Source organism: Campylobacter sp. 19-13652, from assembly GCF_019702925.1.
In the GTDB taxonomy this organism is placed as follows: domain Bacteria; phylum Campylobacterota; class Campylobacteria; order Campylobacterales; family Campylobacteraceae; genus Campylobacter_A.
On the sequence record NZ_AP024713.1, the window covers coordinates 533718 to 556694 of the forward strand.

A 22977-nucleotide genomic window follows, 5' to 3' on the forward strand; every position below is an offset into this window, starting at 1 on the left:
TTGATATAATTGTGCTTAAATTTATCAAAGGTTTACACATGCGATACGCTTTTATGTTTTTGATTTCTCTTATTTTTGCTGGTTGTTTTAGCTCCCCTGAGCCTTATGATGGAGTGATTTATAAGCCTAAAAATGATAGGGCAAGTAAGCTGATGTTTGAGCGTGTACTAAAAATACCCATAGACTGCTCGCCTGCGTCTAAAAACAGGGGTGATGTGGTCATAGACGGCGCTAAATATAGTAGTGCTGATGCGCTAAATCACTGTCTAAAGCGAAATCTCATAGATACCTCACTTACGCTAAAAAAGGTCTATATTCACCGTATCACCGATAATCGTTTAGACGTAAATGTGTTAAATTATATGAGCGATGAGGGTTTAAATAGCTTTTATGCTCCTAGATTTAGTCTTGAGGAGCTTTACTATCTATTTTTGCAAAGTGAGCTTAAAAGTCGCGGTATAATTGTACTTGATGAGCCAAGCCCAGCTTCTATTAGACTTGATTTTGAGGTGCGAACTTTAATAGGCTCATATCATCCATCAAACCGCATTTTAGAGCTTGGGATGGGCGGTAAACTAAGTCTAAACGGTTCTAGGGTAAACCGCCAGCGAGACATAGTCTCAACAGCCAAAGTAACAAGCTGTGGAGTGGGGTGCGATATGGACTTTTTTACTTCGCTTTTAATCAAGCAAGCTGCTATAAAAAGTGCGGATGAGGTTAGTCAAATAGGTAGATAAATGCGCTGCTATATGTGTGGCGCATTTAGTTTTAGGATTCTTTGCTCCACGTGCCGATTTGAGCTTGGCGAGCCTAGCGTTGGGGCTAGGCGGCTTGAGCTGGCTAGATTTGACGCAGTGAGTGCGGATAGTGCGGATAAATTTAACGTTTATTATTTTTACAACTACTCTGAAATAAAGCCCCTTATTTTAAGCAAACACAAGCTAGTTGGCTCTTTTGTACTAAAGGCTCTTGCAAATATTGCCTTTGGTAGGTTTAAGCGTGAGTTTGGCTTTCCTTGCCCTATAAATGCGATACCAATTGATGATAGGCTAAAGCACGGCTACTCTCACACAGCTATTTTAGCCCATGCGCTAAAATGCGAGCATATTCGCCCGCTTTATGCCGTGCTTCACTCAAGTAGCGACGTAGAGTATAGTGGCAAAAGCATGCAGTTTCGCCTAGAAAATCCTCGCAATTTTAAGCTACTTAAGCGCCCAAAAAATCCAGTAATATTAGTAGATGATGTGATAACCTCTGGGCTTACTATTTTGCAGGCTAGGAGGGTTTTAGTTGAGGCTGGCATTGATGTGCTTTTTGGGCTTGTTTTAGCTGATGCTAGGTACTAATTTTTAAATATTAAATTTTCTAAAAGTCGCTTTTTATTTATCTTTGTTAAACGATAAATTTATAGTATTCATATCTATACTATTTAATAAGGCACTAATTTTAAACTTAATATGTGTTATAAATTTAAAATGAAAGCCCATGACTGTATATAAGCGTCTTATTAATCGCTTGTGTTACGATACGACTTGCTGGCGTCCAGTTTCGCTTCAACTAGGATAGGCGAGTTTGTACCCACAAAATGGCGTAGTAGCAAAGCCTAGCAAAACTGTGCGTGGGTGAGCATGTCTATTATAAAATCAAATGGGCTTATCAGGCTTTGCTTGTTAACACTTTTTAAATTTTATGTCAAGCTTTGCTATGTGCTAAAAATATTGCTGTCATGAATTATTTGATTTTGTCTGCGGATTTTACCTCATCTTTAAGCTTTAATTAGGAAAACGCACTTTTTAAGTTAAATTTATCGCCTCCGCAAAGCCAAATTCTAAAAAAGGCTAACCTCTTGGTGGCTTTTGTAAGCTAAGTCTAGGGCATTTAGTATCTCGTCTTTGCTTGAGTTTATAATGACATATCTAAAATCAAGCCTAGCAATTCTCTGTCTAGTTTTTTCCTCCAAAAGCTCTGCATCCAGGCTTGCTTTGCCTTTTTGTGGAGTAAAAAGTGTTGGCTCTTTTGCCTCATCTTTGATTATGTTTTGCTCTTTTATCTTATCGATGCCAAGTGCAGTTTTTATAAACTCACTAGCCCCATACCGCCACACTATCGTATCGGGTGCTAGGCTAATTATCCTCTCTCCTACTAGCTTGAACAAGCTTGCGTCTGCTACTGCTATTAATGCTCTTTCACTTGTGCCAAACTCGACTGCACCTAATTTTGCGTTTATAAATACTGGCTCAAAATGAAAAAATGCCCTAAAATCCCCAAGTTTAAAAAATACCCCAAGCCTGCTTAAGCATGATATTAATGCGGCAAGCTCTGGTGCAAAGATCTCACTGATTTGCACGTTTGCATAAAATTTATCATCAACAATAAACGAGCTTGTAAAGATAGATGGGGTTTTAATAGGCTCAAAATCAGCTGTATTAACCCTAATATAATCCTCACTCACTCCGTTTATTAAAGTGGCGTCGCTTGTAAAGATAATCTCCTCTCCTTTAGCGTTTATCACGCAGTAAAAAAGCTCGTTTATATCCTTCGCTATGAGTGCTTTTGCCTGAGTGTTTATGTGGGCGAGTAAATTTAACTCAAGCGGTGTGGCAAGGATAAATTTAATCCTTAACGAAGCAGCAAAAAATCGTAAAAATCGAAATAGCGCTTGACGCATATTTTCCACTTTTAGGTAGGCTATTTCACTGTCTTTGTTTTGTGGATTATTTGCTGATATTATAGCGTAAGCCCCTGCGTTTATTGCAGCATTTATAACCACCCCATCATCATCTATAGCAAAAAACGCCGCACCTCTATTTACCTTTGAAAGAGAGGTGCAAAAGCTATTGACTGAGCTAACGCTAGGCTCGTTTAGCATTTTGGCGTTTAAAAGACGGGCCAGGTTTGAGATATTCATCTAGCCTATAATTGCCCCATTTTGCACCTTTGTAGGTGTGCTTAAAAGCGTAAGTTTGCCGTCATCATCCTTTGCGCTTAGTATCATGCCCTGGCTTAGCTGTTTCATGATTTTTCTAGGCTTTAGATTAGCTAGCACGCAGACTTGTTTGCCGATTAGCTCATTGGGGGTGTAGTATTTTGCTATACCTGAGAGTATTTGGCGTGGCTCTTTTTCGCCTAGGTCGATTTTAAATTTAAGCAACTTCTCGCTACCCTCTACCGCCTCGCACTCTAGTACGGTGCCAGCTTTTATGAGGCATTTGGCAAACTCATCTATGCTTATTTCATCAGCTTGCTCCTCATTTTGTGGCTCTGCTTGCACAGTGGTGGCTGGGCTAAATGCTTGCTTATCCTCGACTTTTTCAAAAAGTGCGGCTGTTTGAGAGGCTTTAAAGCTAATAAGCTCATCTTTTAAAATAAGCCTATTAAAACTGTTCGTGTCGATGCTAAAGCCGAGTGTAGTGGCTATTTTATCTGCGGTGCGCGGCATAGCAGGAGCGAGTAAAAGCGCTATGCGAGATAGTAGATTTGCGCATAGGGCTACTAGAGCGTTTGCTTTATCTTTTTCACCTTGTTTGATTAAATTCCAAGGCTCATATTTTGCAATAGCTGTATTTGCAAGTGCGACTATCTTAAAAATTTCCTCCAAATAGCGATTTGTAGAAAGCCCCTCAAGGCTGCTTAGAGCCGCATTTATGTGGGTTTTTGCCTCATTTAGCTCTGCATTATAAAGCTCCCTTGCGCCACTTTGCTTTATCTCGTAATCACTATATTTTGCACTCATTCCCACAGTGCGGCTTAGTAGGTTTCCAAGCCCATTTGCAAGCTCTGAGTTTATCCGCTCTACAAGCGCTCTTTCGCTAAAATCTCCATCTTGACCAAACGGCACCTCCCGAAGTAAAAAGTATCTAAATGCCTCAAGCCCATAAGTCTGCGCGGCTAGGTGTGGATTTACGACGTTGCCTTTGCTTTTGCTCATCTTTTCTCCGTCTTTTGTCCACCAGCCGTGAGCTGCGATACGCTTTGGTAGCGGCAATCCAAGGCTTAGCAAAAATGCAGGCCAGTAGACCGCGTGAAATCTTAAAATATCCTTGCCGACGATATGTGTGGTGTAGTCCCAAAAGCGCATTTTAGCGTCATTTTGTGCATATCCCAGCGTAGTTAGATAATTTATTAGCGCATCAAGCCACACATACATCACATGTTTTGGTTCGTTTAAGCTTTTTGGTAGCTTTACTCCCCAGTCAAAGCTAGTACGTGTAATAGAGAGATCTTTTAGCCCGCCTTTTACAAAGCTTACGACTTCGTTTTTCTTGCCTTTTGGCACTATGCACTCATCGTTTTCCTCATACCACTTTAGTAGTGCGTCCTCGTATTTTGATAGCGCAAAAAAGTAGCTCTCCTCTTTTACTACCGTAGTAGGGCGCCCGCAATCAGGACAGCAACCACCGTCAAGTAGCTGCGTTTGAGTGAAAAATGTCTCGCAACTAACGCAGTAAAAGCCCTCATATTCGCCTTTGTAAATGTCGCCTTTTTCATACATTTTCTCAAATGCAAGCTGGGCTGTTAGCTTGTGTGATTCATCAGTTGTTCTAATAAAATAATCATAGCTTATTTCAAATTCATCCCAAAGCTCTTTAAATTTAGCACTAATCTCATCTGCGTACTGCTTTGGACTTTTGCCTTTATTTGCTGCTGCTTGCTCTATCTTTTGACCATGCTCGTCAGTGCCAGTCATAAAGTAAGTCTCTGCCCCATTTAGCCTGTGATAGCGTGCTATGGTATCGGCTATTATTGTCGAGTATGCGTGTCCGATGTGTGGCACATCGTTTACATAATAAATCGGTGTAGTAACGTAAAATTTATCCATATTTTTTCCTAATTTTAAAAATCAAATCCGCCAGAAGCGCCCTTTGACATAGACGCATACACGGCATCTACGTAGGCTGAGCGGATCTTACAAGTAAATACCTGCTCACAATCCACACAGCTTCTTACTCCTAGTTTAGCATGACACTGCGTCAGCTCCTCTATCGTCTCATCTAGCCTTAGTTCGTATTCGTCTTTTTGCTCGTTCATAGGCTGTTTTTTACCTCGTTTATCTCGTATTTTGAGCCAAAATAGCAAGGGCTTGTTTGATGAAAGCTATTTACTTTTATATCCAAAAGCCTCGTCCCGTTTGCAGCTACGCCCTCTCCGCCAGCTCTTTCGTAAATAAGGGCAAAAGGCAGTACTTCAAAAAGAAGCCTTAGCTTGCCATTTGGTGCGTCTGTGGTGGCTGGATAGCTAAAAAGTCCGCCGCCTTTTAGCAGTATCTGGTGCAAATCAGCCACCATGGCTCCGCTATATCTTAGCCTGTAGCCTTCGTTAAATAAAGCTCGTACGAGCTTTGCGTGCGTTTCGCTCCAGCCTTTTTGTGTCGCTCCAGTGGCGTTTAGCTTGCCTTTTTGACTTAGTGCTATCTCTTTGACAAAGCCAAACTCACCGTCTTTGCCCAGCTGATAAAGCTTTACTGCCTCATTCTCCAGCGCACTTACTAGCTCAAGTCGTGCGCCATAAATGGTATAAACTGCTGCTTTTAAATTTGACGCTATAGCCTCGCCCTCATATATACCAAAAATAGAGCCAACTGAAAAATTCACATCCACCAAGCTACTTCCGTCAAGTGGGTCGTAAGCGACGATATACTTGCCGTTTGGATTTATCTCATCTGCGCCCTCTCTTTCCTCGCTTATGATGGCTTTTATGCTTTGGCATTTTTTAAGCTCGTTAAAGATTATCTCATCGCTTAAAATATCAAGCTTTAGCTGTCTGTCGCCTGTTTGATTTTCGCTTGTAGCGTAGCCTTTGTCTGCGTATTTTAGTGCGTCTGCTATTTTTGGTGCGGCTAGTTTTATAGCTTTTAAAATTTCATTCATCATACTACCTTTGCATTGTTTAAAATCCACTCACAAACTCTGTCTGTGTCGCCTAGGTCTATATTTTCTAAACCAAATGGGGTGACTTTTTCATATGTGGCTATGGCGTCTGAAAATGGCAAATAGCTCTCATCTATGCTATCTTTAAAGACGCTTATCCTAGGCAGTGGTAGGTTTTTTAGCCCCTCGACTAAAAGCACGTCAAAATCTGGTAGAATTTTTATCACGTCCTCTAGTTCGCTTTTTCTTTGGGAAAAATATGTCGTCCTGGTTGGGCTAAGGACTACGACATCTGCTCCAGTTTGGCTAAATTTATAGCTATCCTTGCCCTCAACGTCAAATTGCGCCTTGTCGGCTGGGTCGTGCTTTATGATAGCTACTTTTAGCCCACTTTTTATAAAATTTTCTGCTACTTTTAGTATTAGGGTGGTTTTACCGCTATTTGACGGTCCAGAAAACGCCACTGCTAAACGCCTCATTTAGATAAACCTTGCTTTAAATTTGGTGCAGATTATATCGCAATCTTGCTTTAAGAATTATGAGCATTTTAGGATAAAATGCTAAAATTACGATAATTAAATTTAAGGAAGCGTGATGAGATTTACTTTGGTGGTGGCTTTTTTTGTGGGATTATTTTTTTATGGTTGCGCCAGTGTAGATACGCCAGAGCAAGCGGCAAAAAACGAGCTTTTAGAGTATACCGATAAGGCAAGCTTTATATCAGAACAAGGAAGTGTTTTAGTCGTTGCTAGCTATTTAAACCCTGTAAAATATCCAAAAAAGCTAGATGAGGAGGTCTTTGGCGTGGCTGTATCGCCAGCTGGTGCTAGCTTTGATAGCGCTGTTTTAGAGGGTGTGGGTGCAGCGAGCATAGAGCGTACAAGCGATGAGGTGGCAAAGGGGCTTGGCTTTTATCTGCCGTGGGCAAGCTATTATATAGTAAAAGCCCCAGCCTTAGAGGCTAAAAGCCTCAGACTTGATTTGGGTGTTGGGGGATTTATTGCGAAATTAGACTTTGTAAAAGTGTCTCGGTCTTTATATTGGCACCGATGAGTCGCATGTATATTATATAGTTTGCTAGTACCTTTTTACCATAAATTCTACTCTCTGAATAAGGCACTAGCTCCATTGATAAAAATGGCTCAAACTCACCTGCTTTAAACATATGCTCTTTTGCCAGCATTCGCCTAGTAAACCCTATCCCACCGTTATATGCGTAGGCTATAAAAAGTGGATGAGGTAGGTATTTTTGCAAGTATGAGAGGTGGATATTTGCAAATTTAAAAGCCTGAGTATCGTCAAACATCTCATCTTGGTCAAATTTGCTTAGCTTTAGCTTTTGCTTTGCTATATCGTTTGCCAAAAATGGCATAAACTGCATAGTGCCTAGTGCAAATGATGATGAGATAGATGAGGGTATAAAATGGCTTTCTTGCCTAGCTAAGGCGTAAATAAGCGCTAGTCTCTCTGGGGCTAAGCCCTCAAGTGAGGTATTGCTTGGCATGGCAAAGTAGTTTTTATCCCAGCCCTTTGCATGTTGCATTAGGTAGATGTAAGCGCCTAGTGTTGCGTTTGAGTAAAAATTATTTGCCAGCTTTTCTAGCTCGTACTTATTTAGCCCTTTTGCCTTAGCTTTTAGCTCTTGCCATGCAAATGGATCTTTTTCGTTAAAGCCTTGTATAAATTTAAGCTCAGGCTTTGGTACTATTATCTCAAACTCATCGGCCTCTGTTAACTCTTTTGCAAGCAGACTGTAAATGTTTAAATTGCTACTTTTTGCTAGGCTTTTTAGCGCATTTTCATTATCGCCTAGCTTATACACCCAAAATAGCGCATTGTCTTGGCTAAATCCAGCCTCGTATGTCTTTGCTGCTTGGGCGAAAAATTCAAGTGCGATCTCTTTTTGTCCTAGGCTTAGTGCGTTTACGCCCAGCATAAATGCGCTATCTTTGGCTGTTGTTTCTGGGGAAATTTTTAAAAAATTTGCCCTAAACTCAGTCATGATTTGCTGGGTTGTAAGGCTTGTTAAGAGCGCTCTAAAGCCATTTTGCGAATAAAAGGCTTGCATAAATTCTTTTGGATATTCTTGCATAAATTCTTTGCTTTTGCTTTCCTCATCTAGGGTATTAAATAGCGATAAAAAGCTAGCCGTGTAGCCATTGTTTGCGTAAAAAAGCGAAGGCGAAGGCTCATTTAGCCCTAATAAAGTTTGCGCTTTTTTGGGGAATTTGTCGGCTATATTTTTAGCGATTTGCTCTCTAGTTTGCGGACTTAGCTTAAGTGCTCTTTGTATTGTGCTTAGTTTTGCTTGACACTCAGGACTTGCTTTTAGTATCTCACCTAGCTTTATGCCGTCACATTCTGATGGCTTTTGTGGGGTGGGTGGCAGGATTTTGGCTAGGAGTTTTTCTATTAAATTTGACTTCCTGCTTAGCTCTTTATTTAAAATTTGCGCCTGCTCTTTACTCACCTCTTTTGATTTTAAAAGCCTGTAAATGTAATAATCCTTTGCGTTTCCAGAAGGCTTATTAATAAGCTCATCAAATTCTATCACGCCAGCATTTAATATCCTAGCAAGGACTAATGTGGCAATTAGGCAAAAGGCTCTCATAATCCAGCAGCCACTTTATAAAGTAAGGTTATGGCAAATTGATCTATAAACTGAAGCCCAAGCAAAACAATAATAGGTGCTACATCAAATCCGCCAATAGCAGTCGGCACAACCCGTCTAACTAGCGCATACGCTGGCTCTGTGAGCCTATAAAGCAGCGATACTATGGGGTTAAAAGGATCAGGGCGCACCCAGCTAAGCAGGGCTGATATTATAATAACCCAGATGTAAATTTGAATAATGGAGTGAAATATATTTGCAAGTGCCATTAAAAATGTTGATACTATCATGCTTTTTCCTTTATTATGGCTTTTAGATCTTTCGAGATTATGGGGTATAGCTCGCTTAGTTCTGGGCCATGCTCACTGCCTGTTAGCAGTAGTCTAAGCGGTATAAAAAACGACTTTCCTTTTAAATTTGTCGCACCCATAAGCTGCTTTTTAAATTCATCATAATCTTTTGGCGCGCCAGTAGCCAGCATATCGTCTATTGAAGCTCTTATTTGGTTAATATTTGCTAGATGCTCGCTACTAAATTGCTTTTCATTATTATATATTAAATTTACCCTCTCTATAATCTCAGTTAAAAGTGAGCTTTCTTGCGTGTAAAATCGCACCAAGCTAAGCTTTGTTTCATCAGTAAAACCAGTAATCTCAGAAAGCCTCTTATTATTTGCTAGGCGAATGTGCTCTCTGTTTATCTGCTCTAGTTTTTTTATGTCAAATCTAGCTGGAGAGCGCGAGACATTTTTAATATCAAACCACTGCGCAGCTTCGCTCATGGTAAAAATTTCAACCGGAGTTTTATTGCCTAGTAGCACGAGATAATTTGTAATAGCCTCGGGTAAAAATCCGCTCTCAAGTAGCCATTTTACACTTGATGAGTTATCACGCTTGCTCATTTTTTTACCATCTTCGTTTAGGATTATGGGTAGGTGTGCGTAGCTTATGCGCTCATTGTATCCAAGTGCCTCTCTAATTAACTCTTGCTTTGGCGTGTTGCTGGTGTGATCTTCTCCGCGAATGACACAGGTAACACCTTCTAGCATATCATCAACAGCGCAGGCAAAATTATATGTCGGCGTCTTATCCGCACGCATAATTACAAAGCTATCAATCGCGTCTGGCTCAAAGCTAAGCTCGCCTTTTATTAAATCCGTAAAGCTCATCACCCGTTCCGGCTTTTTCATCCTAATGACAAATGGCTTTTCATTTTCCAGTACTTCGCTATCACTTAGCCTCTCGCAAGTGCCGTCATATCGGTATGCTTCGCCGCAGGCTTTGGCGGCTTCTTTTTTGGCTTCTAGTTCATCAGGTGTGCAAAAGCAGGCAAAGGCTTTTTTGTTTATGAGTAGCTGACTGGCTAGCTGGCGGTGGAATTTTAAATTTTCGCTTTGGATATATTCGGCGTCCCATTTTATGCCAAAAATGGCTAGGATTTTTTTTATCTCCTCGCCCTTTCCGTCTATGTTGCGCTCAGTGTCGGTGTCTTCTATGCGTAGTATAAAGCCACTTTTATCCTGTAATGAGCAGATGTAATTAAAAATAGCAGCCCTTAAATTTCCTATGTGCATATCTCCTGTTGGGGATGGTGCAAAGCGATACATTATATAAATCCTTTTGGTTTTTTAAGGCAAAATTATAGCTCATATTTATTTATAAAATACATAAATTTATCTATTATGAAGCTTATTTTGATAAAATCAGGCGCTTTAAATAAATCCAAGATTAAGGAAAAAATATGAGCTTTTTAAAAGAATTTAAAGAGTTTGCTGTAAAAGGTAATGTTGTCGATATGGCCGTTGGCGTCGTTATCGGTGGCGCGTTTGGCAAGATAGTAAGCTCGCTAGTAAGCGATATTATTATGCCAATTGTTGGTGCATTAACTGGCGGAGTTGATTTTAAAGATTTAAAACTCAGCATATCTGAGGGTATAGCAGGGCTACCACCAGTTACTATTAATTACGGTATGTTTATCCAAACCGTGGTCGATTTTTTAATCATAGCGTTTTGTATATTCTGTGTAATAAAGGGCATAAATTCATTCAAACGCAAGCAAGAAGAGGCTCCAGCAGAGCCTGAGAAGCCAGCTCCTGATATCGAGCTTTTAACAGAAATTCGTGATCTTCTTAAAAATAGATAATGTTTGAAAATCTCCCATTTTTTAACGGTCTTAGTTCCGATGAGCGCAAGCTTTTAAGCTCTATTAGCACTGTGCGTTCGTATAAAAGTGGGGAGTTTTTATTTATGGAGGGCGAGGAGCCAAGGTGGCTTTGCTATTTAATAAGCGGCTCTATACGCCTTTATAAAAGCACTCCAAAGGGTCGGGAGATATTTATGCACCAGCTTCCGCCTTTAAATTTCGTAGCAGAGCTTTGCAATTTTGAAAATATCCCATATCCAGCAAGTGCTGTTTTTACCCTAGGCGGAGAGGTGCTAAAGATTGATTATGAGAAATTTTGCGAGCATATTTTGAAAAATCCTCGCATAAGCTTAGCCATGATTCGCTCCCTTTCAGAAAAATTAAAAATAGCAAGTAATCTTTTACATCAGGAACTGGTGCTAACTTCTGAGGCAAAGGTTGCAAAATTTATAGTAGAGCATGAAGATTTGTTTAATAGCTTAAAGCATACAAAGATAGCCTCTATCTTGAATATAGCCCCAGAGACATTTTCTCGTATCCTCAATAAATTTAAATCCTCAAATTTAATCAACCTTGATGAGAATAACCAAGTTTTAGAGAAAAACGAACAGTTTTTATCCGATTTTTACCAAATTTAATACCCAATATCAACTAAAAATTAATTGATTTACCTCAATGAAATTTAAGAAAATTTTAAATACAATTCGCACTGATTTTTATTTTTGCTTAATTAGGAAAATTAGATTAAATTTAAAAGGAGGAACGATTGTCAGGTATTAAAAAGAAGTTTTTTGTTTGGACTTCTGTTCTTGTTGGCATCGTCATAGGTCTTTTTGCTTCTATGGGTATAGCTGATATTTTACACGCTACTGGTGGTGGTTGGATATGCACGGTGTGCCATACAATGCAGCCAGAAAATGAGGCGTATGCTAATGATGTCCACGGAGGCAATAATAAACTAGGCTTAAAAGCTCAGTGCGTCGCCTGTCATTTAGATCACACAAGTGCGTATACTTATGTGCTTACAAAAGCAAAGGTTACGATTAATGATGTCTATAAGACAATTTTTACCGACACCGATAAGATAGACTGGCAGAAAAAACGCGAACATAGAAGCCATTTTGTCTATGATAGTGGCTGTTTAAGTTGCCATGGAAATTTAAAAAATGTAATACAAGCTGGTAAGGCATTTTTACCACACAGGGAGTATTTTGTCCTAGGAAATCCAAATAAAAAATCCTGTGTAGACTGTCATACAAATGTAGGGCATAAAGATTTAGGCTTTCACATTGATAAATACGAAGCAAAACTAAAAGTAGAAAAATCAACCAAGTAAGGAGGATAGATGTTTAAAAAAGTTGCTATTTTATTAGCCTGTTTAGTCTCGTTTGCAGCTGCTGCAGATTCTGCTAGCACGTCAAACGCTAAATCTGACGGACTTAACTTAAATATGGTAAAAGTCGTTAAGATTGATAGAAATTTAACACCGCTTGCAAAAAGCTGTGTGGAGTGTCATGCTGAGAAAACCCCAGGTATCGTAGCTGATTGGAAAAATAGCCGTCACGCTCACGTAGGAGTAAGCTGTACAGACTGCCACTCCGTCCCAGCTGATAGCCCTATGGCGGGTAAAAATGTCCACCCTAAAGACTCAAATAATCACGTATCTATGCTAGTTAGCCCAAAAACTTGCGCTAAGTGCCATGATAAAGAGGTTGATGAGTTCTTAAAATCAGGACACAGTCGTGGAGCTATGCAGATGTATGCTAAGCCAGGTATGGTAAAATTAATGCATCACTTTGAAGGCGCAGATCACCCAGAATTTAAACTAGCCCCTGAAGTAACAGGCTGCGTGCAGTGCCACGGTACTATAATCAAGCTAGACGATAATAACAAACCTGTGAAAGAGAGCTGGCCAAACTACGGCATAGGCAATGTCTATCCTGACGGCGGTATCGGCGGTTGTAAGGCTTGCCACAGCGGACATAAGTTTAGTATAGCTGAGGCTAGAAAGCCAGCTGCATGCGCTAGCTGCCACCTAGGACCTGATCACCCAGATATTGAGATATTTAATAACTCAATGCACGGACATATTTACAACAGCGAGGCTGATACATGGAATTTCACAGCAGCTCCTGATACTTGGGATGTGCCTGATTTTAGAGCACCAACTTGTGCGGCTTGCCATATGAGTGGCGTGGGTGAAACTACCACAACGCACAACGTTTCAAGACGTTTGAAGTGGAATCTATGGGCTCCTAGAACAGAGCTTAGAACAGGCGGTTATGAGACAGCTCCATATGAGTACTGGAAAACTGGAAAAGAAAATGTCGGCAATGCAAAAGCAGGACACCCAGAAGGCCCAGAAGCAGCTCGCGCTGAAATGAAGCTAGTATGCAAGGCTTGCCATAGTACGCTACATACAGATAACTTCTTTGAGATGGCGGATAAGCAAGTGCAGCTTTATAACGTATATTTTGATGAAGCTAAGAAAATGCTTGATGATCTAAAAGCAAAAAATCTGCTAGAAGCGGATCCATGGAGTGATGAATTCCAAGAGATTTATTATCACCTATGGCACCATGAGGGACGCCGTATGAGACAGGGTGCGATGATGAATGCTCCTGATTATTCACACTGGCATGGAGTTTTTGAAGTAAAAGACGACATCAGAAAACTACGCAAAATCTATAAGCACAGAATCGAAACTGGCAAGATAGATTAAACTTTAAAGGCTAAGGCGTAAGCTTTAGCCTTTTTTAAATTTATTAGATTTATTCTTTATGGAATAAAGATAAATTTAAAGCCATAATAAATCCACTCTTATATCTTTTTTCATAATTTGCCCTTATTACAAAAAGCGTTATTGTTTAAACACTACGGCTTAATTTATGATTTGCCTATCAGATTTAAATATTAAGCAAAACGTGCTTACTTTTGTGCTTTGCTTAAAGTTAGAGGCGCAAGTTAATTAAAAAGGTTTAAATCCCTGATAAACTTTAAGCGCATCTTAGTCAAATTTAAAGCAAATTACCTGCTGGTAAAAGGGTGAGCCTAGATTTTCTAGATAGATAAAAGCTAGCGTTTTGCCGCATCAATTAAATAAAATGAGTTTTTACTCACATATTATTCGTTGTAAACTCCTCTGTGCCTATGCTTAAAATTTCAAATCCAGCATCTATATACATTTGCTTATCTCGCCTAAGCTAGGAAAATAATAGAGCATATTTTTGTGTGAGCTTCGGCCTATTGCAAAGGTGTTCTTGTCTATCTTCTTGCCATCTTTATACAGGTTATACTCTCTTATGTTTTAATTGTCAAATAGCCTGCCACCACTACTAAGCATTAAGCTACATTCGTTTAATATCTGCATGATGAGGTCTTTGTAATTTAGAAAAAACTCCAAAACAAATGGCACAGTCGACATTTTTTCCTACTAGGGATTTTATGCTGTGGGAGGGATGCCAAGCCAAAGTACTTTTACGCTACTAATGTTTTTACACCTTTTTTGCGTAATTTTCTGTACATTTTTCATTTATGTCTATGATAATAACAGCCTCTCTACTTATGGCAATTATCTGCGTGTGTCTGCCGTTCCACAGTCACAATTTATTACTTTTTAAATTTATACTTATAAATATCTAGTTAAATACTCATTTGGATATATCGTAAGCTGATTGCTTACGTGACTTTGCCACGCTTTGTATGCAGCAGTTTGGGCTGCTTTTGTTTTCTCATTCACCGTCTATCTTTTTAAATTTGCTCATTAAAATCTCCGTTTATGCTAGTCATAATCTATTGTGCCAAGCTCACGTTCTAAGGCTTTAAAATCAGGCGCTACGTATCGCCATCGTTTAATGATATCTTGCTTATAAAACTTTGGCTTAAAGCTAAACTCCTGACCCAACGCAAGCTTTACCCGCTCCTTAGCTATGTTTACCCCTGTTGTGAGTGTTACAAAATTTTTTGAGAGGCATTGTCCACTAGGGCGCAGAGCTATTTCTATGATAAATGGCGTACCATTTTCATCGATGGTTAAGTCTGTGTTTATTGGGCTATTTTTAAACTTAAAGCATCTACAGCGCACTACATATATTTTGTTACTTCTGGGATTTTTGGAGTGCTTGTGTTTGCCACGCACTAGCGATATGGAAATGGCGTGAGCACTTTTTTGCGCATTAGTATGTGATGATAAATTCCATTTAGCACGATTACCGCTTAGACCATATTTTGTGCCAAGGGCTAACTCCTTTATTAAAAAATCCTCATTTAAAATGTCGATATTTTTTAAGGCTTGTTTAAAATCATCAACGCTAAAAATTGTCACCACATCACGACTGCCGCTGCCAAAGCGAGGTTTTGTTATAAACTGGTAGGTTAAATTATCTAAGCTTGTGTCTTTGCTTAGTATCTCACGCTTAATCCTTCTCAAACTTCACCATTCTGGCTCGTTCTTGTTTGTGTTAATACCTCTCCCATGGAGGTTATTTTGCTGTGTTGGAGTTTTTAAATTTTGTAAGTGAGTGTTTTGTTAGAAGTGGTTGTATTCTCCTATATGGGTTTAAATTTATCATAGAATGCTTTTTGGTTTATTATTAAATATAAACTTATCCGTGCAGTCATTAATTGCTTCTAGGTCAGGATGCTCGAGTCCGTAGTAGTTGTTTATGGCTCCAGTTGTGCTTAGGTATCTATTTATAGGTACTGGCAGACGCAGAATAGATCAAATTTATTGTCATTTATCGCTTTTATTATTAATTTTGCGTCTTTTATATCTAGGATAAAGCGCTCGTTAGTCACCTTAAGTCCTGCTTGCATCTTTATTTGCGTCAAAAGCTACAACTTTAAGCCCAAGCCCTTGTGCTTGTTTTATGGCAAAGACGCTCTAGTTGCTAGCGCCTATTACCAAAACCACCTTTTGCGTTTTTGCTCCTTTTTTGAAATTTATCCGAGCTTTATTCGTTCATTATGGCTAAAAGCTCAGCATTATTTTGCGTTTTTAGCATCTTAGCATATAGGAATTTAAGCGCCTCCACATCATCCATAGAAGCGATTGCGGTGCGTAGCGCCCAAATTTTTTGCAAATCATCAGGTTTTTGCAAAAGCTCCTCTTTTCGTGTGCCTGATTTTAGTACGTTAATGGCTGGATAAATTCTGCGGTCAGCGATATTGCGGTCTAGGACTATCTCGCTGTTTCCAGTGCCTTTAAACTCCTCAAAAATCACCTCATCCATTCTTGAGCCAGTGTCGATTAGTGCGGTGGCAATTATCGTTAGGCTACCTCCATTTTCGATATTGCGTGCCGCTCCGAAAAATCGTTTTGGCTTATGTAGGGCGTTTGCATCCACGCCACCTGTTAGTACCTTGCCGCTTGGCGGAGTTACGGTGTTATAGGCTCTAGCTAGACGGGTGATGCTATCTAGGAGTATTATGACATCTTTGCCCATTTCGACTAGACGCTTTGCCTTTTCGATGACTAGCTCGGCTACTCGGACGTGATTAAGTGCTGGTAGGTCAAATGTTGAACTAAATACCTCGCCTTTTACACTACGCTGCATGTCCGTTACCTCCTCTGGGCGCTCATCGACTAGAAGCACCATCAAATGAGCTTCTGGGTGGTTGCGAGCAATACCGTGGGCTAGCTCTTTCATAAGCTCCGTTTTGCCACTTCGTGGCGGAGCTACAATTAGTCCGCGCTGACCTTTGCCTGTTGGAGTAAAAAGATCTAGTACTCGTCCAGTTAGCTTTAGTGGATCATACTCAAGCTTTAGCTTTTGAGTTGGAAAAAGTGGGGTTAAATTGTCAAATAGCGGACGCTCTTTCGCCTCTGCTAGCGGCATATAATTAACTGCTTCTATCTTTAAAAGTGCATAGTATTTTTCCTGATCTTTAGGCTCTCTTACCTGTCCTGTTACTATATCGCCCACACGTAGGGCAAATTTGCGGATTTGTGAATTTGAAACGTAAGCGTCATTTGAGCTATCTGAAAAATTTGCATCAACTGAGCGCAAAAATCCATATCCATCAGGCATAATCTCTAAAATTCCAGTAAATAGTATAAATCCGCCTTGCTTTGTCTGCGTCTTTAAAATTTCAAAAATGAGATCCTGGCGGCGAAACTCGCGTGGGTTTTCCACGCCTACTTTGTTTGCGATTTGCACTAAGCTATCTAAATCAAGCTGGCGTAAATCCTCAATCTTGTGTCCATCAACAGGTATGTGTGTACGCGAATTTTTGCGCTGTTTAGGCGTTTGTGCCTCTTGGGTTTGATTATCCATTATTCCTCTTTAAATCTTAAAATAGTGAAAGATATTGTGGATTTGAAGTATTTGGGGTATTGTATTAAAAATGTCCTAAAATGAAAATAAATCATAAGTTTTTCTGTGCTAAAATAGCAACTTTAAATTTTATAGTAAGGAGAGTTGATGAGGAAAATTTTATTAGCAAGCTTGCTTCTTGCTAGTGCACTTTTTGCTGGAGATAAGGTGTATAAGCTAAAGCTAGCTAGTACCTGGGAGAGCACGACGCCCGTATTTGGCGATGAGATGAGAGATTTTATAGAGATAACCGATAAGATGAGTGGCGGTAGGCTTAAGATAAAAGTAGACTATCCTAGTAAGCATAAATCGCCATTTGCTGTGCTTGATTTTGTAAAAACAGGACAGTATGACATGGGGTTTACATCTAGTTATTATTACAAGGGTAAAGACCCAAAGGCTATGTTTTTTACCGCGGTGCCTTTTGGTATGACAGCTGATGAGCAGCATGCTTGGTATGAATTTGGCGGTGGCAAGGAGCTGGAGGCTAAAGTCTATGATAAATACGGCATAGACGTTTACCGTGCCGGAAATACTGGCACGCAGATGGGTGGATGGTTTAAAAGACCGATAAATTCATTAGAAGATTTAAAGGGGTTAAAAATCCGAATACCTGGATTTGGCGGTGAGGTAATGGCAAAGGTGGGCGCAAGCGTTAGCACCATACCAACTGGAGAGCTTTATCTAGCACTTGAAACTGGTGCGATAGACGCTGTTGAGTGGGTAAGTCCAGCTTATGATATGGGTCTTGGTTTTTATAAGGTCGCAAAATATTACTATACAGGCTGGCAAGAACCAAACGGCGAGACGCAGTTTTTTGTTAATAAAAAATCAATGCAAAAGCTCCCAGAGGATCTGCAAGCCGTGCTAAAATCCGCAATGGCAGTAGTGGCTGAACGAGCGATGGTTGAGGGGTATTATGAAAATATCAAACTCTGGGCAAAGATGAAAAGCGAACACCCTGATATTGAGGTGCGCTCGTTTAATAAAGACATAATGGCTGCGCTTAAAAAGGCAAGCGATGAGCTATTAGACGAGGAAGCGGCAAAAGATCCGTTATTTAAAGAGATATTAGATTCTCAGCGTGCTTTTGTAAAAGAAGCTAGAGAGTGGAGCAAAATCTCGGTTGATGCTTATATTAGAACTGCTGAATAAATTTATCGCCTTCAAATTTGGAGGCGACCCCTACTTTTCATGCCTCACTTAGCTAGTTTTTAGTAAATTTTAGCTAAAATCAAAAAGCTATTTTTTAAGGATTTTAATGCAAGACGATATTTTTAGTGCAAATCAAGATATAGAAGTCATAGATATAGAGGACTCTATAAAAAGCAGCTACCTAGACTACTCTATGAGCGTCATCGTGGGGCGGGCTTTACCAAATGCTAGAGATGGGTTAAAGCCAGTACATAGGCGCATAATCTACGCTATGCACGATTTAAAGCTAAGCCCAGGAAGTGCGTATAAAAAGTCAGCTCGTATAGTCGGTGATGTCATCGGTAAATACCACCCACACGGCGATACGGCGGTTTATGATGCGCTTGTGCGTATGGCGCAGAGCTTTTCTATGCGTGAGCGTATAGTTGACGGACAGGGTAACTTCGGCTCTATCGACGGAGATAATGCCGCTGCGATGAGATATACTGAGGCTAGGATGACGCAGCTTAGCGTGGAGCTTTTGCGTGATATAGAAAAAGACACTGTGGATTTTGTCCCAAACTATGATGATAGCGATAAAGAGCCTGACATCCTACCTGCTCGTGTGCCAAATTTATTGTTAAACGGCAGCAGTGGTATCGCTGTGGGCATGGCGACAAATATCCCACCGCACAGCCTAGATGAGCTAATCGACGGACTTTTGTGCGTGCTTGAGGATAAAAATGCAAGCTTAGAGGAGATAATGACACATATAAAGGGGCCCGATTTTCCAACTGGGGGTATAATCTATGGTAAAAAGGGCATAGTGGAGGCGTATCGTACAGGTCGCGGACGTATAAAGCTACGTGCAAAAACTCACATAGAAAAAAAGGCAAATAAAGAGCTAATAGTCGTAGATGAACTGCCTTATCAGGTAAATAAGGCTAGGTTACATGAGCAAATTTCTGATCTTGTAAGAGATAAGCAAATAGATGGTATAAGTGCAGTTCAAGATGAGAGCGATAAGGACGGTATGCGCCTAGTCATAGAGCTAAAGCGCGATGCAATGAGTGAGATAGTGCTTAATAATCTTTTTAAATCCACGCCTATGGAGAGCACATTTGGCGTAATAATGCTTGCTATTGATAATAAAGAGCCTAAAATTTTTAATCTAATCGAATTACTTAAGCTATTTTTAAATCATCGCAAGACAGTCATAATTCGTCGTACTATTTTTGATCTTGATAAAGCAAAGGCAAGGGCGCATATTTTAGAGGGGCTAAAAATCGCTCTTGATAATATCGATGATGTTATCGCCATGATAAAGGAGAGCGCCGACACAGCTGCTGCTCGTGAGGGGCTTATGAGACGCTTTGGCTTAAGCGAGCTTCAATCAAACGCCATACTTGATATGCGTTTAAGCAAGCTTACTGGGCTTGAGCGAGAAAAGCTAGAAAATGAGCTAAAAGAGATAATGGCAGAAATCGAGCGCCTTGAGGCGATACTAAAAAGCGAGAGCTTGATTGAGCAAATCATAAAAGATGAGCTGCTTGAGATAAAGGCTAAATTTAGCGTTCCACGTATTACCGAAATAGTCGATGATTACGACGATATCGACATTGAGGATCTAATCCCAAATGAAAATATGGTCGTTACCATTACGCACAGGGGCTATATAAAGCGAGTGCCAAGCAAGCAGTATGAGAAGCAAAAGCGTGGCGGCAAGGGCAAGCTAGCGGTAACGACGTATGATGATGATTTTATCGAGAGCTTTTTTACCTGCAACAGCCACGATACGCTAATGTTTGTAACCGACCGCGGACAGCTATACTGGCTAAAAGTGTATAAAATCCCAGAAGGAAGCCGCACGGCAAAGGGCAAAGCGGTGGTAAATTTAATCCAGCTGCAGCCTGATGAAAAAATAATGGCAATAATCCCAACCACCGACTTTAGCCAGAGCAAGTCGCTGGCGTTTTTCACCAAAAATGGCATAGTCAAGCGAACAAATTTAAGCGAGTTTAAAAACATCCGCTCAATCGGCGTTAGGGCGATTAGCCTTGATGAGAATGACGATTTGGTCTCAGTGCTAATAGTGAGTGGGGACGAGGAATATATTGATAGCGAGCTAGAAAATAGCGATGAGAGCGGCGAGGAGCAAGCTCAAATGCTAGAGCCTATCGAAGCTAACGATAGCGATGATGAAAGCGTAGGCGAAATAGACAGCAACGAGACTATGCTATTTATCGTTACGAAAAAGGGAATGTGCCTTAAATTTAATGTAAGCAAAGTCCGACAAATGGGACGTTCGGCTCGGGGTGTAACTGGCATTAAATTTAAAGAAGCAGGCGATGAGGTCGTGGGTGCAGCGGTCATTGAAAGCAACGCCCAAGAGATACTAAGCATATCCGCAAAAGGCATAGGCAAGCGAACTACAGCCGATGAGTATCGCCTGACAAACCGAGGTGGCAAGGGCGTAATCTGTATGAAGCTAACCAGCCGCACAGGCGATTTAGTGGGCGTAACGATGGTCGATGATGAGATGGATTTAATGGCGCTAACCTCAAGCGGCAAGATGATACGCACCGATATGCAAAGCATACGCAAAGCAGGACGAAACACAAGCGGCGTCATCGTGGTAAATGTGGACGGCGAAGAGGTCGTAAGCATAGCCAAATGCCCTAAGGCCGGAGATGATGAGGATTTTGATGATGAGGGTGGTTTGCTTGAGGAGTAGGCTTAGGTTTGCTTATGAGGCATTTTGATAAATTTAAGATAAAGGATATAAAATGAGAGTTTTGGCTTTTGCTATCTTGGCTGGTATAGGGCTTGTTGGGTGTAGTTTTAATGGATTTTCGTCTGCTTCTGAGCCTAGTAAAGAGGTGGTGGTGCAAAAGGTTGATAGAGATGATATTATAAAGGTTATGAAGGAGGAGGGCTTTGCAAGCTCGCTCCCAGAGGAGGTAACTCTCACTGCCACTGGTGAGGGCATAGCTCCGCAAAAGGCTCTATCCATAGCTCAGGCAAAAATCCTAGCCAAGCACGCCGCACTAGCTGCTGCTCACGCAAACCTAGCTGGAAAGCTTTACGGAGTTAGAATTAATGGCGAGGATACAGTGCAAAATGCCATGCTGCAAAACTCAAGAGTAACGGCTAGGGTACAGGGGCTAGTTAAAAATGCGGCCATAATAGACGAGGGCTTTGCTGATGGAATTTATAAGGTTACCCTCCAGCTTAATGTAACTCAAGAAAAATGGCGCGAGGTATTTTCATACTAAAACGTGCCTTTATTTTTCGTACTTTTTTATCTTTCCTCCTGCTTTTAAGTACCCTTAAAAGCGAGGAGTATATCTTTTGGGCTAGGCTTGAGACGCATGATTTTATGCTAGATTTTAATGAGCTAAATATACTCCCAGCCATGAGTCAAACCTCGCACCCCACTTTAAAACAAATTTGTGTTATCTCTTTGCCAAGTGCCACTAATTTTACTACTGATAATAATCTCAGACTTGATATTTTAAATAGCAAAAAAGATGAAATTTTTAACTGTTTTTTAAGCCAACAAAGCAGGGTTAGCTCGTGGAGTGAGCTTTTAAATTTAAACGCGTCAAATAAGACTGAAATAATAATCCCTCCTGTTAGATTTGTGGCTGATTTTAAGGCTCATTACGTTATTATTTATTTAATATCAAAATAAGGATAAGGCTATGAATATTGCCATTGTAGAAGATGACATTAATATGCGAAAATCCCTAGAAATTGCACTTAGCGAGTATGATGAGTTAAATTTAAAGACATATAAATCGGCGGTCGAAGCGCTAAAAAAGCTAGATGAGAGCGTAGATTTAATCATCACTGATATTAATATGCCTCGCATGGATGGGCTTGAGTTTATTAAAGAGCTTAACGGACGCTATGACGTCATCATTATGACTGGCAATGCTACGCTAAATAGGGCGATTGAGAGTGTACGACTAGGGGTTAGGGATTTTCTTACAAAGCCTTTTGACGCAGACACATTGTATGCTGCAATAATGCGTATAGCAAAGCTAAAAGAGGTCGAAAGAGAGCTTGCTGATAATAGCAAAAAATCAAATCCCACAAACAATCCAGCCCCAAAGACTACAAATGGCGGGTTTATCGCTAGCTCAGAGGCCCTTGAGGCGACTAAAAACATAGCCTTAAAAGCTGCTAAAACCGACGTATCCATACTCCTAAACGGCGAAAGTGGCGTTGGTAAAGAGGTCTTTGCGCACTTTATTCACGATAATTCACCAAGAAAAGATGCTGCTTTTATTGCGCTAAATATGGCAGCCCTGCCTGAAAATTTAATCGAAAGCGAGCTTTTTGGCTATGAAAAAGGTGCTTTTACAGATGCTAGCGTGGCAAAACCAGGGCAGTTTGAGCTAGCAAATAATGGTACGCTTTTTTTAGATGAGATAGCTGAGATGCCTATGCCTTTGCAGGCAAAGCTATTGCGCGCTATTCAGGAGGGAGAGGCGTGTAGGCTTGGTGGAGTAAAGCCTGTAAAGTTTAACGTCAGGATAATAGCCGCTACAAACGCAAACCTAAAAGAGGCAATCGCAAATGGCAAATTTAGAGAGGATTTGTACTACCGTTTAGCCACGATACCTCTAGCCATACCGCCACTTAGAGAGCGCAAAGATGAGATATTAGGTATAGCAGATAGCGTGCTAAAATCAGCCTGCGATGAGTACTCACTAGGTGTAAAAACCATACAAAAAGAGGCTTGCGACGCACTTTTGGAGTACGAATATCCTGGTAATATTAGGGAGCTTATTTCAATCATAAAGCGCGCTGCTATATTAAGTGAAGGCGAATTTATCGGCGTAAACGATCTATTCTTAGACGCACGTAGAGCGAAATAATGAGCTTTAGTTAAACAAAATTT

Annotated in this window: 22 protein-coding genes; 12 read left to right on the top strand and 10 right to left on the bottom strand. The window is 40.4% G+C overall.

Going from position 1 to position 22977, the window contains the following annotated elements; all coding sequences use genetic code 11:
- Window positions 1-38 precede the first annotated feature (38 nt).
- Window positions 39-737 carry a hypothetical protein gene (locus LBC_RS02535; protein WP_221254547.1) on the top strand — a complete coding sequence of 233 codons (699 nt, stop codon included), beginning with the start codon at window positions 39-41 and terminating at the stop codon, window positions 735-737.
- Window positions 738-1346 carry a ComF family protein gene (locus LBC_RS02540; RefSeq protein WP_221254548.1) on the top strand — a complete coding sequence of 203 codons (609 nt, stop codon included), beginning with the start codon at window positions 738-740 and terminating at the stop codon, window positions 1344-1346. It begins immediately after the preceding gene.
- A gap of 482 nt (window positions 1347-1828) precedes the next feature.
- Here the strand turns inward: LBC_RS02540 and LBC_RS02545 are convergent, their stop codons facing one another.
- The 5 genes from LBC_RS02545 to mobB are packed head-to-tail and all read right to left on the bottom strand — an operon-like array spanning window position 1829 to window position 6346.
- Window positions 1829-2908: a hypothetical protein gene (locus LBC_RS02545; RefSeq protein WP_221254549.1), complete on the bottom strand. Its 1080-nt coding sequence runs from the start codon at window positions 2906-2908 to the stop codon at window positions 1829-1831.
- The gene (gene metG / locus LBC_RS02550) at window positions 2909-4819 is read right to left on the bottom strand and encodes a methionine--tRNA ligase (protein ID WP_221254550.1); all 1911 of its coding nucleotides are present in this window, start codon (window positions 4817-4819) and stop codon (window positions 2909-2911) included.
- A gap of 14 nt (window positions 4820-4833) precedes the next feature.
- On the bottom strand, window positions 4834-5028 hold the full coding sequence (locus tag LBC_RS02555) for a hypothetical protein (RefSeq protein ID WP_221254551.1): 195 nt from the start codon (window positions 5026-5028) through the stop codon (window positions 4834-4836).
- Window positions 5025-5867 carry a class 1 fructose-bisphosphatase gene (locus LBC_RS02560; protein WP_221254552.1) on the bottom strand — a complete coding sequence of 281 codons (843 nt, stop codon included), beginning with the start codon at window positions 5865-5867 and terminating at the stop codon, window positions 5025-5027. Before LBC_RS02560 ends, LBC_RS02555 begins: the two co-directional genes overlap by 4 nt.
- Complete coding sequence (gene mobB, locus LBC_RS02565) at window positions 5867-6346, bottom strand: molybdopterin-guanine dinucleotide biosynthesis protein B (RefSeq protein ID WP_221254553.1); 480 nt, start codon at window positions 6344-6346, stop codon at window positions 5867-5869. Before mobB ends, LBC_RS02560 begins: the two co-directional genes overlap by 1 nt.
- A 115-nt stretch (window positions 6347-6461) precedes the next feature.
- Between mobB and LBC_RS02570 the strand changes: the two genes are divergently transcribed.
- Window positions 6462-6920, top strand: coding sequence for a hypothetical protein (locus tag LBC_RS02570; RefSeq protein WP_221254554.1), 459 nt, complete (start codon window positions 6462-6464; stop codon window positions 6918-6920).
- Here LBC_RS02570 and LBC_RS02575 read toward each other — a convergent pair.
- From LBC_RS02575 to gltX, 3 genes are read right to left on the bottom strand one after another with little or no spacing between them, the layout of a single operon-like run.
- On the bottom strand, window positions 6865-8478 hold the full coding sequence (locus LBC_RS02575; protein WP_221254555.1) for a transglycosylase SLT domain-containing protein: 1614 nt from the start codon (window positions 8476-8478) through the stop codon (window positions 6865-6867). The genes LBC_RS02570 and LBC_RS02575 overlap by 56 nt on opposite strands.
- Window positions 8475-8768, bottom strand: a complete 294-nt coding sequence (locus tag LBC_RS02580) for a YggT family protein (protein ID WP_221254556.1) — start codon at window positions 8766-8768, stop codon at window positions 8475-8477. The genes LBC_RS02575 and LBC_RS02580 overlap by 4 nt, the downstream gene beginning before the upstream one ends.
- Window positions 8765-10084 carry a glutamate--tRNA ligase gene (gltX, locus tag LBC_RS02585; protein ID WP_221254557.1) on the bottom strand — a complete coding sequence of 440 codons (1320 nt, stop codon included), beginning with the start codon at window positions 10082-10084 and terminating at the stop codon, window positions 8765-8767. Before gltX ends, LBC_RS02580 begins: the two co-directional genes overlap by 4 nt.
- A 134-nt stretch (window positions 10085-10218) precedes the next feature.
- On the opposite strand from gltX, the gene mscL reads away from it, so the two are divergent.
- The 4 genes from mscL (at window position 10219) to LBC_RS02605 (ending at window position 13342) form a co-directional block, all read left to right on the top strand.
- On the top strand, window positions 10219-10620 hold the full coding sequence (gene mscL / locus LBC_RS02590) for a large-conductance mechanosensitive channel protein MscL (RefSeq protein ID WP_221254558.1): 402 nt from the start codon (window positions 10219-10221) through the stop codon (window positions 10618-10620).
- Entirely contained in the window at window positions 10620-11258 is a 639-nt protein-coding gene (locus LBC_RS02595; protein ID WP_221254559.1) for a Crp/Fnr family transcriptional regulator, read from the top strand. Before mscL ends, LBC_RS02595 begins: the two co-directional genes overlap by 1 nt.
- Window positions 11259-11386: 128 nt before the next feature.
- Window positions 11387-11956 (top strand): NapC/NirT family cytochrome c, encoded by a 570-nt coding sequence (locus LBC_RS02600; RefSeq protein WP_221254560.1) that lies wholly within the window; start codon window positions 11387-11389, stop codon window positions 11954-11956.
- A gap of 9 nt (window positions 11957-11965) precedes the next feature.
- Entirely contained in the window at window positions 11966-13342 is a 1377-nt protein-coding gene (locus LBC_RS02605; protein WP_221254561.1) for a multiheme c-type cytochrome, read from the top strand.
- Between the two features lie 1059 nt (window positions 13343-14401).
- Here the strand turns inward: LBC_RS02605 and LBC_RS02610 are convergent.
- The gene (locus tag LBC_RS02610) at window positions 14402-15049 is read right to left on the bottom strand and encodes a hypothetical protein (RefSeq protein WP_221254562.1); all 648 of its coding nucleotides are present in this window, start codon (window positions 15047-15049) and stop codon (window positions 14402-14404) included.
- 523 nt (window positions 15050-15572) lie between these two features.
- Window positions 15573-16895 (bottom strand): transcription termination factor Rho, encoded by a 1323-nt coding sequence (gene rho / locus LBC_RS02615; protein ID WP_221254563.1) that lies wholly within the window; start codon window positions 16893-16895, stop codon window positions 15573-15575.
- Between the two features lie 147 nt (window positions 16896-17042).
- Here rho and LBC_RS02620 point away from each other — a divergent pair, with 147 nt between their 5' ends.
- The 5 genes from LBC_RS02620 to LBC_RS02640 all read left to right on the top strand — a co-directional run bounded on the left by LBC_RS02620 (window position 17043) and on the right by LBC_RS02640 (window position 22954).
- Window positions 17043-18089, top strand: a complete 1047-nt coding sequence (locus tag LBC_RS02620; RefSeq protein WP_221254564.1) for a TRAP transporter substrate-binding protein — start codon at window positions 17043-17045, stop codon at window positions 18087-18089.
- 106 nt (window positions 18090-18195) lie between these two features.
- Window positions 18196-20802, top strand: coding sequence for a DNA gyrase subunit A (gene gyrA / locus LBC_RS02625; RefSeq protein ID WP_221254565.1), 2607 nt, complete (start codon window positions 18196-18198; stop codon window positions 20800-20802).
- A gap of 52 nt (window positions 20803-20854) precedes the next feature.
- Window positions 20855-21343 (top strand): lipoprotein required for motility, encoded by a 489-nt coding sequence (locus tag LBC_RS02630; protein ID WP_221254566.1) that lies wholly within the window; start codon window positions 20855-20857, stop codon window positions 21341-21343.
- Complete coding sequence (locus tag LBC_RS02635) at window positions 21319-21762, top strand: hypothetical protein (protein WP_221254567.1); 444 nt, start codon at window positions 21319-21321, stop codon at window positions 21760-21762. The genes LBC_RS02630 and LBC_RS02635 overlap by 25 nt, the downstream gene beginning before the upstream one ends.
- Before the next feature lie 10 nt (window positions 21763-21772).
- Window positions 21773-22954, top strand: coding sequence for a sigma-54 dependent transcriptional regulator (locus tag LBC_RS02640; protein WP_221254568.1), 1182 nt, complete (start codon window positions 21773-21775; stop codon window positions 22952-22954).
- Window positions 22955-22977 lie beyond the last annotated feature (23 nt).